Raw genomic sequence first — 18,555 nt, 5'->3', positions numbered from 1 at the left:
AATCTAAGCCTTTAAAAGAGGCTTGTAAAACATTAGAACATTATGCCAAGTGGTAAAAAAAGAAAGAGAGCAAAAATCTCTACACACAAAAGAAAGAAAAGAGCTAGAGCAAATAGACACAAGAAAAAGTAAGCATTCGCTTACTTTTTCGTTTATAGTTTAGCGAAAAATACAAAAAGTTCATTGACATTAGAGGTTAAACTAACCTCGCACGGTATTTATATACCTGACACAATATTAATCCATCTGCACTATTACGTGCAGTGTTAAAACCATTTCAGTATGAAAACAGAATTAATAATTCGTTCAAATTCATCTGATATTGATTTTGCCTTATTAAGAGATGGAAAACTTATTGAATTAAATAATGAAACAACTGATAACAAGTTTTCTGTTGGCGATATTTTTTTAGCCAAAATAGGAAAAGTGTTAACAGGTTTAAATGCATCCTTTGTAAATGTTGGTTATCCAAAAGATGGCTTTTTACATTATCATGATTTAGGAGCGCAAGTAAACTCATTAAATACATTCATTAAGAAAGTAAGCACAGGTAAGTATAAAGAATTCACTTTAAAAAACTTCCGCAAGGAAGAAGACATTAACAAAGACGGTAGTATTAAAGATGTACTAAAAACAGGGCAAAACCTGTTGGTACAAATTGTAAAAGAACCCATTTCTACTAAAGGACCTAGATTAAGTTCAGAGTTGTCTATAGCAGGTAGATTTTTGGTTTTAGTTCCTTTTTCTAACAGAGTTTCTGTATCTCAAAAAATAGCAGACCCAAAAGAAAAAGAACGTTTAAAAAGATTAGCAAAAAGCATTAAACCTAAAGGTTTTGGTGTTATCTTAAGAACTGTTGCAGAAGGAAAAAAAGTAGCAGAATTAGATAAGGATTTGCAAAACTCGTTAGATCGTTGGAAAACCATGTGTAAAAGAATACCTAACACAAATACACCAACCAAAATTTTAAGCGAGTTAAACAGAGCATCTTCTATTTTACGAGATGTTATGAATGAAACTTTTACAAGTATTGTTACTAATGATGAAACGTTAAAAGTAGAAATTAAAGAGTATTTACAAGAAATTTATCCTGAAAAGGAGAAAATTGTAAAATTACATAGATCTACAGTTCCAATTTTTGAAAAATATGGAATAGAGCGACAAATTAAAACATCATTTGGTAAAACAGTTTCTATGAGTAAAGGTGCTTATTTAGTTATAGAGCATACTGAAGCTTTGCACGTTATTGATGTAAATAGCGGAAACCGCTCTAATAAAGCAGGTTCTCAAGAAGATACAGCGTTAGAAGTAAATTTAATTTCAGCAACCGAAATTGCACGTCAGCTACAACTGCGTGATATGGGAGGTATTATTGTAATTGATTTTATCGATATGCACAAAGCTGAAAATAGAAATAAACTGTATCAACATTTGAAAGAACAAATGGCCTTAGACAGAACAAAGCACAAAATATTACCTCCAAGCAAATTTGGATTGGTACAAATTACAAGGCAAAGGGTAAGACCTGAGTTGAGTATTAAAACTACCGAAGCCAACCCAAATAAAGATGGACAAGTAGAAGCTCCTATAGTTTTGTTAGACAAAATTGAAGCAGATTTAGAAAAATTTATGTCAAACTCTAAAAACAATAAAAAGATACAATTACACGTACATCCTTTTATTGCAGCTTATTTAACAAAAGGAGTTAATTCTATACGTTTTAAATGGTATTTAAAACACAAAAAGTGGATTACAATTATACCTCGTGACGCTTACACATACTTATATTATAGATTTAAGACTATTAAATCTTAAATTATATTTTATAAAGGCAATAATTTATTATCAAAAAACCCCGTAACTTAAAAGTTGCGGGGTTTTGTATTTTATAAAGTTTATATTAATATTTTAAATTGTTGTTTTTTGGAGCGTCATAAAAAATAATTACACTTTTTTTTGCAATATGATTTATATCATATTTATGCATAGTTAGCAAAGGTACTTTTACAAAAATTTAGAAAATAATTTAGACTTTTAAGTTTTTCCTAAAAAATGGTTAAAATTATTGTAACTTGTAAATAAATAGGGTACCGTTGAATACAAAAAAGAAAATTTTACCTCAAGAGCCCAAGTGGAGAAAAACTGCTTTGTTTTTTATTGCTGTAATTATTGGTTTAGGGTTGTTTATGGCTAAAGAATCTAAAGTGGTTTCTTATCTTTCAGATGATCCCCAAGCATGTGTAAATTGCCACGTCATGACACCAGTTTATAATAGTTGGATGCATAGTTCTCATAGAGAATGGGCTAAATGTAATGATTGTCATGTACCTCACGATAATGTTTTTAATAAATACTACTTTAAAGCAAAAGATGGTCTTTATCATGCTTCTGTATTTACGTTAAGAGCAGAACCAGATGTAATCGAAATGAAAGAAGCTTCACAAAAAGTTGTTCAAGACAATTGTATTCGATGTCATGTTCAGCAAGTTACTCAAACAAAATATGCAGGTTTTATTGAAGATCATAAAGAAAATAGAACCAAAAGGCAATGTTGGAGTTGTCATAAACAAGTACCTCACGGAAAAATTCATGGTTTAATGACCATAAAATTCAATTTAGCACCATTACCAACCGATCAACAAGAAACTGTAATACCAGATTGGTTATCAGAAAAAATTAAAGAATAAATATAGTAGTATGAAAAATAAAGTATTATTTGTTGTAACAATCCTAGTCGTTTTTCTCTTGGGGCTTTTGGCTTCAAGTATTGTAAATCGAAAATCTGAAGCAAAATATAAATATGTTCCTCAGGTAAATATTGGCGAAAATGAACCTAGAAATCAAGTTTGGGGAGAGAATTTTCCTTTAGAATATCAATCTTCTTTACAAACTTTAGATACAACTTTTGCTTCTTTTCAAGGAGGTTCTCAAATGAGAGATGTCTTAGAAGAAGACCCTAATTTAGTTATTTTATTTGCTGGTTACGGTTTTTCCAAAGATTATAATCAAGGAAGAGGTCATGCGTACGCAGTAGAAGACATCCATAATTCATTAAGAACAGGTGGCCCAAAGGCAAAAGGAGATGGCCCTATGCCCTCTACTTGTTGGACTTGTAAGAGTCCTGATGTTCCTCGTTTAATGAATGAAATAGGAATTGCTGAATTTTACAGCGGAAAATGGGCAGATAAAGGAGCCGAGGTTGTAAATTCAATTGGGTGTGCAGATTGTCATAACCCTAAAACAATGAAACTAAGAATTACAAGACCTGCTTTAGTTGAGGCTTTTGATGCTATGGGTAAAGACATTAATAAAGCTACTCACAATGAAATGCGTTCATTAGTTTGTGCTCAATGTCACGTAGAATATTATTTTGATAAGAAAAAACCAGGAAAAGAAGGTGTTCCTTATTTAACTTTCCCATGGAAAAACGGAATGTCAGTTGAGGCTATGGAAGACTATTATGATAACCTTAAATTTAAAGATTGGACTCATAAGATTAGTAGAGCGCCTATGTTAAAAGCGCAACATCCTGGATATGAAACTTTTTTAACAGGAGTTCATGCAGATAGAGGTGTTTCTTGCGCAGATTGTCATATGCCATACAAAAGCGAAGGTGGTCAGAAATTTACAGATCATCATATACAATCTCCATTAAACAATACATCTAATGCTTGTCAGGTTTGTCATAGAGAAGACTCAAAAAAATTGATTGCTAATGTTTATGAAAGACAAAATAAGGCAAAAGAGAATAGACTTAAATTAGAAGGTTTACTTGTAAACGCTCATATAGAAGCAAAAAAATGTTGGGATTTAGGAGCAACTGAAAAAGAAATGGAACCTATTTTATTAGATATTAGACACGCACAGTGGCGTTGGGATTACTCCGCAGCTGCTCATGGCGCTTCTTTTCACTCTCCAGTAGAAACGGCAAGAGTTATTGGTAGTGGTTTGGTAAAAGCGCAAGATGCTCGTTTAAAATTAGCAAGATTATTGGCTAAATATGGTCATAACAAACCTGTTAACATGCCAGATATTTCTTCAAAAGAATTGGCACAAAAATATATTGGTTTAGATATGGAAAAATTAAATGCAGAAAAAGCTGCATTTAAGAAAAATCTTTTACCAAAATGGTTAGAAGAAGCAAAAAACAGAGAAGATAATATGGAAATTAAAACAAGTGCTTCTCTAAATAAATAAAAATAAAAATTTAAACTAAAAAGATACCTTTTGACCTTAGAAGGTATCTTTTTTTATGATTTAATTCCTAAAGAATTTTTCTAATGAACAGGATTTTTAAAATTTTTTCATCATCGGCTTTAGCACTAATTTTATTGTTACTTTTTGCTGTGGCTATGGCAGTTGCCACTTTTATAGAAAATGATTTTGGTACCGCTACTGCTTGGAAACTAATTTATGATTCTTGGTGGTTTGAAATGGTGATGTTAGGTCTTGGTATTTCGTTTATATTTAATATTTTCAAGTACAATTTATGGTCATTAAAAAAATGGCCAATTCTATTATTTCATATTTCTTTTATTTTAATTCTTATAGGAGCTAGCATTACAAGATATGCATCTTATGGTGGAATTATGAGGATAAGGGAAGGAGCTTCATCTAACTTAATTATTTCAAGTAATAATTATATACACATCCATTTATCTGATGGAAAAACTACAAAAACAATTAGTAAACAATTAAGCTTTTCTCCAATTAGTGATAACGACTTTACAATTAATACAGCTATAAATGACATCCCAGTTTCTATATCATATAACAATTTTATTGCAGATGCTGTGCCAGAAATTATTGAAGATTCTATAAACGGTAAAGCCATAATACAAATGGTGGTTTCTGCAGGAAATGGTAGAGAAACTGTTTTTTTAGAAAAAGGAGAAATTGAATCGATTGGTTTACATCAGCATAAAGTGGGCTTTGAATCTGATGAAAAAGGAATTATCAACATCACAGAAAAGGACGGTGTTTTTAAAATCTTTTCCCCTAGAGATTTAAGTTCTTTTGTCATGGCAACAGAAACTGCGAGTACCATAAAAAAAGACAGTTTACATTCTTTAGAATTGCGAACCTTGTATAGAGATGGAGACGCTTCTTTTGTGCCACTATCTTATCATCCTAAAGGAAAAATATCTTTAGTAAGTGGAGCAGAAAAACCAAAAGATAATGATGAATTAAAAGATGATGCTTTAGTTGTAAATGTAAAAGTGAATGATAAAGTAAAAGAATCTACTTTATTATACAGACAAGGTTTTTTGCCTACAGAGCACAAAGTAGATTTTGACAAAATAAAAGTTTCATTGTCTTATGGGTCTAAACCAATTCAAACGCCTTTTTCTATTCATTTAGACGATTTTCAACTTGAACGTTATCCTGGTTCTACAAGTCCTTCTGCCTATGCAAGTGAGGTACAAGTAATTGATGGAGAAGAGCGTTTTTTACACAGGATATTTATGAATAATGTGTTAGATTATAATGGATATCGCTTTTTTCAGGCAAGTTACGATACAGATGAATTGGGAACTGTTTTAGCGGTAAATCACGATGCTTTAGGAACAAATGTTACCTATTTGGGTTATTTTTTAATGATGATAGGTATGTTTTTTACACTTTTTGGTAAAGGTTCTCGTTTTACACTAATCAATCAAAAATTGAAAAAATTAAAGAATAAAACAACTTTAATACTATTGTTGCTTTTATCCATTTCAAGTGTTTCTTTCTCTCAAAAGAATAATCCTGAAATAAATATTCAAACGATTCAACAACAAACTGTAGACAAACAACATGCAGATTTATTTGGACGTTTAATGGTGCAAGATTTAGACGGAAGAATAAAACCTTTAAATACGCTTGCTTCAGAATTTTTAAGAAAACTTACGAGAAAGCCGTATTTTAAATTCACAAAAAATGGAGAAAGTATAAAATTAAGTGCCAATCAAACTTTTTTAGCAATGCAATCTGCTGCTAATGTTTGGCAGTACATTCCTTTAATTAAGGTTGATAAACAAAAAGGAGGAGAACTGTTTTCAGATTTAAAAATAAGTGAAGATAGTATGGTTTCTTTTGTAGGTTTATTAGACGATAAAGGAGATTATATTTTAGGAAAAGTAGTTGAAGCTGCCAACAAGAAAAAACCTGCAGAAAGAAGCGAATTTGACAAAGAAGTTTTAAAAGTTGATGAACGATTTAATATTTTATTCAATGTCTTTTCTGGAAATTACTTAAAGATTTTTCCAAATAGTAACGATGAAAATAACAAATGGCACAGTCATACGCATCATTTTGAAGATTTCCCAAAAGAAGATGGTCAATTCGCAAAAAGTATTATTTCTACTTATTACAAAGACGTTAATGAAAAAAAGTGGGTTGAAGCCAGCGAAAAATTAGAATACATAAAAAAGTTTCAAGATGTTTTAGGAAAAGAAATAATCCCTAGTAGAAAACGTATTGAGGCAGAATTATGGTACAATCAAATGAACCTAAATTTTTGGTTATTTCAAATTCTTTTCGTTTTAGGAACTGTGCTTTTAGTATTGTCAATTTTTAAAATTTTTACTAGAAAAAAATTAGTCGATATTATTTGGAATGGAACTATCATTTTAACATTAATCAGTTTTATTTTCTTTACAGGAAATATTCTTTTAAGATGGTATGTTTCGGGTCACGCACCTTGGAGCAATGGTTACGAAATGCTCGTGTTCGTTGCTTGGGTTTTATTACTTTGTGGATTACTTACATTTAGAAAATCAGACTTTTCATTGCCATTATCAACACTATTTTCTGGTGCACTTTTATTTGTAAGTTACTTAGATTGGTTAAGTCCAGAAATCACGAATTTAATGCCTGTTTTAAAGTCATTTTGGTTAAAAATTCACGTAGCAACTATTGTAAGTAGTTATGCACCTTTAGCACTTTCTGCCATTCTTGGTTTTATGGCTTTGTTATTAATTATTTTTAAAACTGAAAAAACCAAGAAAGTAATCGATATCAGAATAAAAGAACTTACCTATATCAATGAAATATCAATGACCATTGGTCTATTTGTGTTAGCTGTGGGTACTTTTTTAGGCGGCATTTGGGCAAACGAATCTTGGGGTCGTTATTGGGCTTGGGACCCAAAAGAAACGTGGGCTCTAATTAGTATAATTGTCTATGCAATTGTTCTGCATTTGCGATTTGTACCAGCTTTAAGAAGTAATTATGTACTAAATATGGTCAGTGTTTTTGCCTTTGGTTCTATTATAATGACCTCTTTTGGAGTGAATTACTATTTATCTGGCTTGCACAGTTATGCTGCCGGAGATCCGCTACCAATTCCCACTTTTGTTTATGTTTTAGTTGCAATTGTCATTGTTGTTTCTGCGACTGCATATTACAGAAATAAAAGATTTAAAACATCAAAGAACAGTTAATTAAACAACTTTTTACGAATTCTAATATTGCTATTACGAATTCTAAATAGCACCATTTATAAGTACTTAAAAGAGTATTTTTGAGTTATATTTATAAATGATGTTTATTATGAAAATCAAAAATTTACTTTCAGCTTTCCTTATTTTTTTATTGATTTTTTCTTGTAAAAAGTCAGCAATAAAGACTGATAACATCTATAAATTTAAAGAATACATTAGTTATACCACTTCTGGAGTGGTTTCTGTAGCAGAAAAAATCAATGTAAACCTGTCTAAAGAAGTAGAAGGTTGGGAGGCTAATCAAGAACTTTCTACTGATTTCATAACCATAAAACCGTTTGTGAATGGGAAAATAAAAACCATTAACAAACACGCTTTTGTTTTTATTCCTGATGAAAATCTAGATTCAGATACTGAGTATACAGTTTCTGTAAAATTAAATGAAATCTATAAAAATATTGATAAGGAATTTGCCAATTACACCTTTCAATTTAAAACCATAACACCTAATTTTAGTATTCTAACAAATACATTACAATCTTATTCTAAAGAGTATCAATTTATAGAAGGTGTTGTAAAATCTGCAGATATTATTAATTTGAATGATGCAAAACAACTACTAAAAGCCTCACAAAATGTAGCAGCTAAAAATATTGTTTGGGATGAATCGTATACTTCATCAAAAGTATTTGAATTTAAAATTGATAGTATTCAACGTTTTGAAGATGATTCTAAATTGAAAGTAGTTTGGAATGGAAAAGCAATTAATGCAGATAATAAAGGCGAAAATGAAATTATAATTCCGGGTAAAAATAATTTTAAAGTGATGCGTCTTGCTGTTCAAAAAGGAGCAGAAGAATACATTTCTATCAACTTTTCTGATGCTTTAAAAAAACAACAAAATTTAAACGGTTTGGTGGTTGTTCAAAATGTGAAAAAACCACGTTTTATCATTAATGGTAATGAATTAAAAGTATTTTCTAACGCAAAATTGGAAGGGAATATATCTGTATCTATTTTTCCTGGAATTCTAAATTCTGATAATTACAGACTCAAAAAAACATTTAAAGAAATCATCACTTTCGAGCAGCAGAAACCTCAAATCAGAGCAATTTCTAGCGGAACAATTTTACCAAATTCAAACAATTTAAAATATAATTTTGAAGCGATAAATGTAAAAGAAGTTGATGTTAGAATCATTAAAATATATGAAGAGAATGTGTTACAATTTTTGCAAGAGAACAACATCAATAGCAAAAACGAATATGCCATAAAAAGAGTTGGGAGACGTGTTGCTAAAGAAACCATTACTCTTATTGGTAGTAAAGAAAATAACACTCAAAAATGGAAAGCTTACAGTATAGATATTTCTAAAATGGTGGCAACAGAACCTGGAGCTATTTATAGAATTGAGTTGAGTTTTAATAAAAATCAAGTGTTTTATAATTGTTCAGAAAACACTGCCAATTCTGATGATTATGAGGAAGTTTTTATTGATAATGAAGGAGATTATGTTGATATAGAAAATCAAGAACAAAGAGAAGAGTTGTATTGGGACAATAAACTTTACAGCTATAAAAATTATAGATACAATTGGCGAGAAAGAGAAAATCCTTGTCACGATGCATACTATTATGCAAATAGAATGATTACTCAAAACTTGCTAGCATCTAACCTTGGTATAATAGCCAAAAAAGGAGAAAGTAATACCTATTTCTTTGCAGTAACTAATATTTTAAACACAAAGCCAGAAGCTGGAGCAACTATTCAATTGTTCAACTTTCAACAGCAAGAAATACTGTCAACAAAAACAGATTCAGAAGGTTTTGCAAAGATTGAAACTCCAAAAAACGCTGCTTTTGCTGTGGTTTCTAAAGGAAATAATACAGGCTATATCAAGTTGTTTGATGGAAACTCTTTATCGCTAAGTAAGTTTGATGTTTCTGGAAGCAAAACCCAAAAAGGTTTAAAAGGATATATGTATGGAGAACGTGGAGTTTGGAGACCTGGAGACAATATTCATTTAACTTTTCTTTTGAATGATGCAGATAATAAACTCCCGAAAAATCATCCTGTAAAACTGGAAGTGCGAGATCCAAGTGGAAAGTTGATGTATAAAAAAGTGACCTCAGAAAATGTAAATAATTTTTACAAGTTCACAGTAAAAACGGCACAGGAAGCTAAAACTGGGAATTATTCTGCTAAAATTTCTGTAGGTGGAGCAAAGTTTTATAAGAATTTAAAAGTTGAAACAGTAAAACCAAATCGCTTAAAAATTAAAGTTGATTTTGATGATGAAATCTTGACATCAGAAAAACCAATAAACGGAAGTTTAGATGTAAAGTGGTTGCATGGAACTCCTGCCAAAAACCTAAAAGCAGAAATTAAAGCAAAAGTTTCTACATCAAATTATAGTTTTAAAAATTTTAAAAACTATGTGTTTATTGATCCATCAAGAAAATTTTCGTCAGAAGAAATCAATGTTTTTGATGGTAAATTAGATGCCAACGGATTTGCAAAAATCAACAAAAATTTAAAAGTTGGTAAAAATGCTCCAGGAATGCTAAATATTCAATTTTTAGTGAGAGCTTTTGAAAATGGAGGCGATTTTTCTATGGATGCATTCACTAAAAAATATGCACCTTATACTAGTTTTGTGGGTTTAAAATCTCCAAAAGGAAACAGATATGGTTCTTTTTATACAGATGAGAATCAAGAGTTTTCTTTGGTTTCTGTAGATGCAAGAGGAAACCCAATTCAAAGAGATGAAATTGAAGTAAAAATTTATCAAATAAAATGGCGTTGGTGGTGGAGTTCTTCTGAAGACAATTTATCAAGGTATACCTCTAGCAGTTATAGAAAACCTTATAAAACTATAAGAATCAGTACAAATTCAAAAGGAAAAGGCAGTTTTAAATTGAACATTCCAGATAATGATAGAGGACGATTTTTAATTAGGGTAATTGATAAAAAAAGTGGTCATGCAACAGGTAGAACTGCTTATTTCTACAAAAATTGGTGGCAAAATTCATCATCAAAAGATATAGATGCTGCAAAAATGTTGGTTTTTTCTGCAGATAAAGAAACCTATAATGTTGGTGAAACTGCTAAAATTACATTTCCATCTGGTGCAAAAGGACGTGCATTAATCAGTATAGAAAATGGTACAAAAGTTTTGGAAACAAAATGGGTAGAAACTCAAAAAGGAACAACCTCAGTAGAAATTCCTATCAACAAAAAAATGACACCAAATGTGTTTGTAAATATCTCTTTATTACAACCACATCAAGCTACTGAAAATGATTTACCAATAAGGTTATATGGTGTAATTCCGATTTTAGTGGAAGATAAAAACACCTTATTATCTCCAAAAATTTCGATGCCAGATGAATTGCAACCCAAAAAAGAATTTGTGGTAAAAATATCCGAAGAAAAAAACAAATCAATGACCTATACTTTGGCAATTGTAGAGGAAGGTTTGTTGGATTTAACACGATTTATAACTCCAAATGCTTACAATACATTTTACGCAAGAGAAGCATTAGGTGTAAAAACCTGGGATATTTTTGATGATGTAATTGGTGCCTATTCAGGAAGTGTAGATCAAGTTTTTGCCATTGGTGGAGATGGAAGTGCTGCCAAAGGGAAAAACCAAAAAGCAAACAGATTTAAACCTGTAGTCAAATTTTTAGGACCTTTTGAGTTGGAAAAAGGAACTACAAAATCGCATAAAATTACTTTGCCCAATTATATTGGCTCAGTAAGAACAATGGTGATTGCTGGTGATGTAAAAAAGGAAGCTTTTGGAAACGCAGAAAAAGCAACTCCCGTTAAAAAACCATTGATGGTGTTGGCTACCTTACCAAGAAAATTATCGCCAAAAGAAAAAGTAACCTTACCCATTTCTGTTTTTGCGATGGATAAAAAAGTGAAAAACGTTAGCATTCAAGTAAAAACTTCAACTGGAATAAATGTAACAGGCAAAAAAACTCAACAACTAAGTTTTGAAAAACCAGATGAAAAAATGGTCTATTTTGAGTTGGAAGTTTTAAAAGCAAATGGCATCAATACTGTTGAGGTAATTGCCACTGGTGGAGGAGAAAAGTCGACCTATAAAGTAGAATTGGATGTTGTAAATCCCAACCCAATAACTTCCAAAGTAATAGATGCAACTATTGAAGGAAATCAAACACAAACAATTAGTTTTAAAACATTTGGAATAGCAGGTTCTAACACAGCAATTTTAGAATTGTCTACAATTCCCCCAATTAATTTTTCAGGAAGATTGGAATATTTAATACAATATCCTCACGGATGTGTAGAGCAAACTACATCAAGTGTTTTTCCTCAATTATTTTTAACAGATTTGTTTGATTTACCATTTGCGAAGAAAGAAGAAATTCAAAGAAATATAGAAAAAGGAATTGCACGTTTGGGTAATTTCCAAAAAGCGAATGGAGGACTGTCTTATTGGATGGGAGAAGGTTATATCAGTGATTGGGGAACAAGTTATGCAGGTCATTTTTTATTAGAAGCAGAGAAAAAAGGCTTTGTTTTACCCTTAACTTTCAAGAGTAATTTTATCAAATATCAAAAACAAGTAGCCAGAAATTGGAGGCAAAATTATAATGGTTATACCTCAGATTTAGCACAAGCTTACAGGCTATATACCTTGGCTTTGGCTGGAAGTCCAGATTTATCTGCGATGAATCGTTTGCGAGAATTCAAACAAATTTCAAATGGTGCAAAATGGCGTTTGGCTGCAACCTATGCTTTGGTTGGGCAAAAAGAAGCTGCTGATGAAATTATACAAAAAGCAGATTTAAAATTCTCTGGTTACAATTATTACAATTATGGTTCTGTAACTAGAAACAGAGCAATGGCTTTAGAAACGATGCTAATTACAAACAATAAAGAAGCTAAAAATGTGGCAAAAACTATTGCTAAAGAATTGTCTTCTAAACGTTGGATGAGCACACAAACTACCGCTTTTAGTTTATTGGCAATTGGAAAAATGGTAGTTAAAAATGGTGGAAAATCTATCAATATGAATTATCAATTTGGAGGAAAAACAGAACATTTACAATCTTCAAGTGCTATGATTCAAAGAACTTTAAACGTGAAAAAAGGAATGAATACAATCACGTTTCATAATAATGATAATAATATTGTTTTTGTAAGAATTATCAATGCTGGAAAACTTGCTTTAGGCGATGAAATATCAGAACGTAGAGGTTTGAGTGTTTCTGTAAATTATGCGGATTTAAAAGGGAAAACCATCAACATTGATAATTTAAAACAAGGACAAGATTTTGTGGCAAAAATTACGGTAAGCAACCCTAAAAATGAAACTGTAAAAGACATTGCATTAACGCAGATTTTCCCTTCAGGATGGGAAATTGTAAACACACGTTTTACAGATTTTGGTTCTACTGTTAAAAGCAAAGCTAGATATACAGACATTAAAGACGATCGTGTAAATTTTTATTTCGATTTGAACAGAAAAAGAAATAAAAGTGAAACCAAAACTTTTACAGTGTTATTAAATGCTGCTTATTTAGGTAAATATTATTTATCAGGAGTACAAGTAGAAGCGATGTATGATAACGATTATTTGGTGAGAACTAGAGGAAAGTGGATTAATGTAATTAAATAATAAGGCGAATTAAAAGTAAGAATGTCATTTCGAGCGGAATGAAATGAAGTCGAGAAATCTCAAATGACTAATGATTGTGTTGAGATTTCTCCATAAAGTCGAAATGACATAAAAATAAAACTAGAAACCTTGAAAATCAAAAACTACATAAAACGTCATAAAAAGAAAACAATACTTCTTGTTATTCTCCTGATTTTCTATGCTTTTTGTTTACCAAAAGAACTATTTACAAAACCAACATCTACAGTAATAACAAGCAATAAAGGCGAATTATTAGGGGCATTAATTGCCAAAGATGGTCAGTGGCGTTTTCCTCATAATGATGCTGTTCCTCAGAAATTTAAAACTTGTTTAATTCAGTTTGAAGACGAATATTTTTATAAACATCCAGGTTTTAATCCTGTTTCCATTTTTAATGCAATTAAACAAAATATACAAGCAGGAAAAGTAGTTAGAGGAGGAAGTACCATTACCCAACAAGTAATACGTTTGAGTAGAAATGACAGACCAAGAACGTATTTTGAAAAACTGAAAGAACTCATTTTAGCTTCAAGATTAGAGTTTAGAGCTAGTAAAGAAGAAATTTTAGCTTATTGGAGTTCTAACGCGCCTTTTGGTGGAAATGTAGTTGGTTTAGATGCTGCTTCTTGGCGATTTTTCAATAGAAAAGCATCTGATTTATCTTGGGCTGAAGCTGCAACTTTAGCAGTTTTACCCAATGCCCCAAAATTGATTTATCCAGGAAAAAATCAACAAAAATTAGTAGCAAAAAGAAATCGATTGTTAAAAAAGTTACTTGTTAAAAAAGTGATTGATTCTCTCACTTATGATTTGGCTATTTTAGAAGAAATACCGCAAAAACCTTATAAATTACCTCAAATTGCTCCACATTTATTGCAAAAAGTTAATAAAGAAAAAAAAGGTCAATTTGTAAAAACAACCATTGATAAAAATTTACAAAACCAAACCAATTTGATTGTGAAAAATCATTACAATCAATTATCTAAAAATGGCATTCACAATATTGCTGTGTTGGTCTTAAATGTAAAAACAAGACAAGTTTTAAGTTATGTTGGGAATGCACCAACATCTATAAAAAACCAAAAAGATGTTGATATAATTGATAAACCAAGAAGTACAGGAAGTATTTTAAAACCTTTTTTATACACAGCAATGTTAGATCAAGGTGAGTTGTTGCCCAATAGTTTGGTGGCAGATGTTCCTACTAATTTTGGAAGTTATCAACCTGAAAATTTCGATAAAAAATATGCAGGTGCAATTTCTGCAAAATTGGCTTTGTCAAAATCATTAAATGTGCCAACAGTAAGAATGTTGCAAAGTTTTGGTTTGGAGAAATTCCATCATTATTTGCAACAGTTAAAACTAAAAGACATTAAAAAAAGTGCCAATTATTATGGATTAACCTTAGCGTTAGGAGGGGCAGAAAGCAATTTGTGGGATTTGTGCAAAAGCTACGCATCATTAGCATCCACAGTAAATCATTATACAGAAAACTCTAGCAGGTATTTTAAAAGTGAGTTTGTAGCACCTACTTTTTATGCGGATAAGAAAATCGATTTTGGAGAAAAATCATCAGAAAAAATCATTTTTGATGCGGCTTCCATTTATCTGACCTTAGAGAGTTTAAGAGATGTAAACAGACCTAATACAGAACAAAATTGGCAATTTTTTGATTCGTCAAAACAGATTGCTTGGAAAACAGGTACTAGTTTTGGTTTTAGAGATGCCTGGGCAATTGGTACAACCAAAGATTATGTAGTGGGAGTTTGGGTAGGAAATGCAGATGGAGAAGGAAGACCAGGTTTGGTGGGCGTACAAACTGCAGCACCCATTTTATTCGATGTGTTTGATAAATTACCCAATTCAGAATGGTTTGATAAACCTTTTGATGAAATGACTGAAATAGAAATTTGTGCTAAAAGTGGTTATAGAGCCACCACAATTTGTGAAGTTAAAAAAATGGAATTTGTCCAAAACTCAGGTTTAAAAACAGCTCCTTGTCCGTTTCATATTTTGGTAAATGTAGATGCTTCAGAGAATTATCAGGTAAATACTTCTTGCGAAAGTATGGATAAAATTAAACAGCAATCTTGGTTTGTACTGCCTCCATTAATGGAGTATTATTACAAGAATAAAAATCCATTTTACAAATCCTTGCCAAAATTTAGAAATGATTGTTTGGGTGAAGTACAAAATGCAATGAAGTTTATTTATCCCACAGAAATAAGCGCTGTTTTTTTACCCAAAGATTTTGATGGAAAACAAAACGAACTGATTGTAAAAGTAGCCCATTCAAATGCAGATGCTACATTGTTTTGGTATACAAATCATCAATTTTTAGGAACTACAAAAGAAGTACATCACTTTGCAATCAACTCAAAAATAGGTAATTACAATATTTCTGTCACAGATAATTTTGGGAATGAAATTCATCAAAAAATTATTATTAAAGAATAATAAAAGACATTTAACTGTAAATTAACGATAGTAAATTACCGTTTATCGAAAAGGTTTCAAAAAAACTAGTATACTGGGGTACATTTGTAGAACTAATTCAAAACACTAGAAATTATGTTTTTACAAATATTACCACCTGATAACACTCTAACAGCAGAATCAATCTTTGAAAATCAACTACTTTTTGTAATTTTAGGATTGACAATAGGTGTATTTGCGATACTTAGAATAACTAAATATTTAAGTAAGCTTAAATTTGAAAAAACCTCGAATAAACCAAGTTATACTTCTTAAGAATTAGATTTTATTTAACATAAAATAAAGTTAATTTCAGCATCTTTGTTCTTGTGTAATTCTAAATTTAACACATCCAATATTATTAAATCATTAATTGATTATTTTTATAAATAATTTTTAATGATTTTAATTTTATAGAATGAAGATTTATCCCATAGAAACCGGTAATTTTAAGTTAGATGGAGGTGCAATGTTTGGCGTTGTGCCCAAAACTATTTGGCAAAAAACAAATCCTGCAGATAATAATAACATGATTGAAATGAGTATGCGATGCATGCTTATTGAAGATGAGAACCGTTTGATTTTGGTAGATACCGGAATGGGAAACAAACAACCAGAAAAGTTTTTTGGTTATTACTTTCTCTTTGGAGATTTTTCATTAGATACTTCTTTAGCAAAATTGGGTTTTCATAGAGATGATATTACAGATGTTTTTCTAACCCATTTACATTTTGATCACTGTGGAGGTTGCATAACATGGAATTCAGATAAAACTATCTTACAACCAGCTTTTAAAAATGCAAAATTTTGGTCTAATGACAAACATTGGAAATGGGCAACAGAACCAAACCCTAGAGAAAAAGCCTCTTTTTTAAAGGAAAATATTAACCCAATTAAAGAAAGTGGACAATTAAATTTTATTCATAGAAATTATAAAGACCAAATTGGTTTTGATGTCTTATTTGTTGATGGTCATACAGAAAAACAAATGTTACCCAAATTAAATTATCAAGGTAAAACTATTGTTTTTATGGCAGATTTATTACCAACAGTTGGGCATATTCCTTTGCCTTATGTAATGGGCTACGATACAAGACCTTTATTAACTATAAAAGAAAAAGCAGCTTTTTTAAACTTAGCTGCAGATAAAGAATTTTTACTATTTTTAGAGCACGATCCATACAACGAATTATGTACGGTTCAGCAAACTGAAAAAGGAGTAAGATTAAAAAACACCTATAAATTTAACGATATATTTAATTAAGAAAAGATAGATTATGAGAATTTTAAAACCAGTTTTATACACAGCAGTTGTGGGTCTTGTTTTTACAAGTTGTAAATCAATTTCAAGTATTCCTGTACCAAAAGGGACAAATAATGTAGTTACTATTTCTGCTAAAAAAGGAGCATTAACCGATTCTGAAAAAGATAATTGGCAACACTTAGATTTGGCCACAGATACTATTCCTGGTATGAGTGTTAATAAAGCTTATGAATTTTTAAAAGGTAAAGAAGGTGTCGAAGTTATTGTAGGTGTTGTTGATTCTGGTACAGATTTAAAACACGAAGATTTAGTTGATGTTGCTTGGGTAAACCCAAAAGAAGTTGCTGGTAACGGAAAAGATGATGATAAAAATGGTTATGTAGATGATGTTAATGGATGGAATTTTTTAGGAAAATCTTACAAAGAGCATTTAGAATATGAACGTATTTTAATGAATCCTGATATTGCAGATGCGGAAACTTTAGCAGAAGTTAAAAAATACTACAAAGAAAAAGTAGATGGTGCTAAAAAAGCAAATGAAAACTTATTAAGAAACAAAACAAGATACGAGCAGCTATCTCAAGGAGTAAATAGTGCTGATGAAGCTTTTGCAAAACATTTAAATAAAAAAGATTATACAAAAGCAGATGTTTTAGCAATTAAAACAGAGGATGAAACTTTATTAAAACACATAAATTTTGCAAAACAAATGTTTGGTTTTGGGTTACCATCAATGGCAGCAGCCAAAAAAGAATTAAAAAACGGAATTGAATACTTTACGAGTCAGTTAAATAAAAATAAAAAAATGATAAGTGGTGATAACCTAAAAACAGATTACAGAACTGTTGTTGGTGATAATGCTTATGATATAAAAGACAAACCAGGATATGGAGATGGTAACACTGGGCATTCTGTAAAAAAAGAAGCACATGGATCTCATGTATCTGGAATTATTGCTGCTACAAGAAATAATGAAAAAGGAATGAATGGAGTTGCAAATAATGTAAAAATTATGGCAGTTCGTTCGGTTTCTGATGGTGATGAGTATGATAAAGATGTTGCTCTTGGTATCAGGTATGCTGTAGACAATGGTGCTAAAATAATTAACACAAGCTTTGGAAAAGCATTTTCTCCTAACAAAGAATGGGTTTATGATGCCATTAAATATGCAGCAAAAAATGATGTTTTAATCGTAAATGCTGCTGGTAATGATGGTAAAAATATTGATGTAGAAAAAACATATCCTAACGATTCTAAAGATTTAAAAGTTGAAATTGCTGATAATGTTTTAACAATAGGTGCTATGAGTGCAAATTACAATGAAAAATTACCAGCTTCTTTTTCTAATTACGGAAAAATAAATGTTGATATTTTTGCACCAGGTGTTCAAGTTTATTCTACTACTCCAGAAAATGGATATGCTAAATTTAGTGGAACATCTATGGCAGCTCCTTCTACTGCTGGTGTTGCTGCGTTAGTTCGTTCTTATTATCCAAAATTGTCAGCAAGTCAAGTAAAACATATTATCATGAATTCAGGGACTAAGATTGATTTAAAAGTGATTAAACCAGGATCTCAATCTAGGAAAAACCCAAAAGGAGAATTAGTTTCTTTTTCCGATTTATCAGTTACAGGTAGAGTGGTAAATGCTTACAATGCATTAAAAATGGCAGATAACATTGTAAACGGAAAGAAATAGTATTTTAAATATCATA

Annotated in this window: 9 protein-coding genes; all 9 read left to right on the top strand. The window is 30.8% G+C overall.

Going from position 1 to position 18,555, the window contains the following annotated elements; translation table 11 throughout:
• Positions 1–282 precede the first annotated feature (282 nt).
• The 9 genes from DIS07_RS04295 (at position 283) to DIS07_RS04255 (ending at position 18,539) form a co-directional block, all read left to right on the top strand.
• Positions 283–1,815 (top strand): Rne/Rng family ribonuclease, encoded by a 1,533-nt coding sequence (locus DIS07_RS04295; RefSeq protein ID WP_109404005.1) that lies wholly within the window; start codon positions 283–285, stop codon positions 1,813–1,815.
• Between the two features lie 278 nt (positions 1,816–2,093).
• Positions 2,094–2,687, top strand: coding sequence for a cytochrome c nitrite reductase small subunit (gene nrfH, locus DIS07_RS04290; RefSeq protein ID WP_109404004.1), 594 nt, complete (start codon positions 2,094–2,096; stop codon positions 2,685–2,687).
• A gap of 10 nt (positions 2,688–2,697) precedes the next feature.
• The gene (gene nrfA, locus DIS07_RS04285) at positions 2,698–4,197 is read left to right on the top strand and encodes an ammonia-forming cytochrome c nitrite reductase (protein ID WP_109404003.1); all 1,500 of its coding nucleotides are present in this window, start codon (positions 2,698–2,700) and stop codon (positions 4,195–4,197) included.
• 83 nt (positions 4,198–4,280) lie between these two features.
• On the top strand, positions 4,281–7,424 hold the full coding sequence (ccsA, locus tag DIS07_RS04280; RefSeq protein ID WP_109404002.1) for a cytochrome c biogenesis protein: 3,144 nt from the start codon (positions 4,281–4,283) through the stop codon (positions 7,422–7,424).
• A gap of 109 nt (positions 7,425–7,533) precedes the next feature.
• On the top strand, positions 7,534–13,080 hold the full coding sequence (locus DIS07_RS04275; RefSeq protein ID WP_109404001.1) for an alpha-2-macroglobulin family protein: 5,547 nt from the start codon (positions 7,534–7,536) through the stop codon (positions 13,078–13,080).
• Between the two features lie 129 nt (positions 13,081–13,209).
• The gene (gene pbpC / locus DIS07_RS04270) at positions 13,210–15,558 is read left to right on the top strand and encodes a penicillin-binding protein 1C (RefSeq protein ID WP_235869091.1); all 2,349 of its coding nucleotides are present in this window, start codon (positions 13,210–13,212) and stop codon (positions 15,556–15,558) included.
• A 114-nt stretch (positions 15,559–15,672) separates the two neighbouring features.
• Complete coding sequence (locus DIS07_RS04265; protein WP_109403999.1) at positions 15,673–15,852, top strand: hypothetical protein; 180 nt, start codon at positions 15,673–15,675, stop codon at positions 15,850–15,852.
• Positions 15,853–15,994: 142 nt separating this feature from the next.
• Positions 15,995–16,840: an MBL fold metallo-hydrolase gene (locus tag DIS07_RS04260; protein WP_109403998.1), complete on the top strand. Its 846-nt coding sequence runs from the start codon at positions 15,995–15,997 to the stop codon at positions 16,838–16,840.
• A 13-nt stretch (positions 16,841–16,853) separates the two neighbouring features.
• The gene (locus tag DIS07_RS04255; protein WP_109403997.1) at positions 16,854–18,539 is read left to right on the top strand and encodes a S8 family serine peptidase; all 1,686 of its coding nucleotides are present in this window, start codon (positions 16,854–16,856) and stop codon (positions 18,537–18,539) included.
• Positions 18,540–18,555: the final 16 nt, after the last annotated feature.

The organism is Polaribacter aquimarinus (assembly GCF_003129485.1).
In the GTDB taxonomy this organism is placed as follows: Bacteria; Bacteroidota; Bacteroidia; order Flavobacteriales; family Flavobacteriaceae; genus Polaribacter; species Polaribacter aquimarinus.
This window is presented reverse-complemented; position numbering and strand designations above follow the sequence as displayed.

What these genes read in the sequence shown, in the direction of transcription:
- DIS07_RS04295 (WP_109404005.1), top strand. Translation starts at nt 283, where the DNA reads ATGAAAACAGAATTAATAATTCGTTCAAATTCATCTGATATTGATTTT.
- nrfA (WP_109404003.1), top strand. Translation starts at nt 2,698, where the DNA reads ATGAAAAATAAAGTATTATTTGTTGTAACAATCCTAGTCGTTTTTCTC.
- ccsA (WP_109404002.1), top strand. Translation starts at nt 4,281, where the DNA reads ATGAACAGGATTTTTAAAATTTTTTCATCATCGGCTTTAGCACTAATT.
- DIS07_RS04275 (WP_109404001.1), top strand. Translation starts at nt 7,534, where the DNA reads ATGAAAATCAAAAATTTACTTTCAGCTTTCCTTATTTTTTTATTGATT.
- DIS07_RS04265 (WP_109403999.1), top strand. Translation starts at nt 15,673, where the DNA reads ATGTTTTTACAAATATTACCACCTGATAACACTCTAACAGCAGAATCA.
- DIS07_RS04260 (WP_109403998.1), top strand. Translation starts at nt 15,995, where the DNA reads ATGAAGATTTATCCCATAGAAACCGGTAATTTTAAGTTAGATGGAGGT.
- DIS07_RS04255 (WP_109403997.1), top strand. Translation starts at nt 16,854, where the DNA reads ATGAGAATTTTAAAACCAGTTTTATACACAGCAGTTGTGGGTCTTGTT.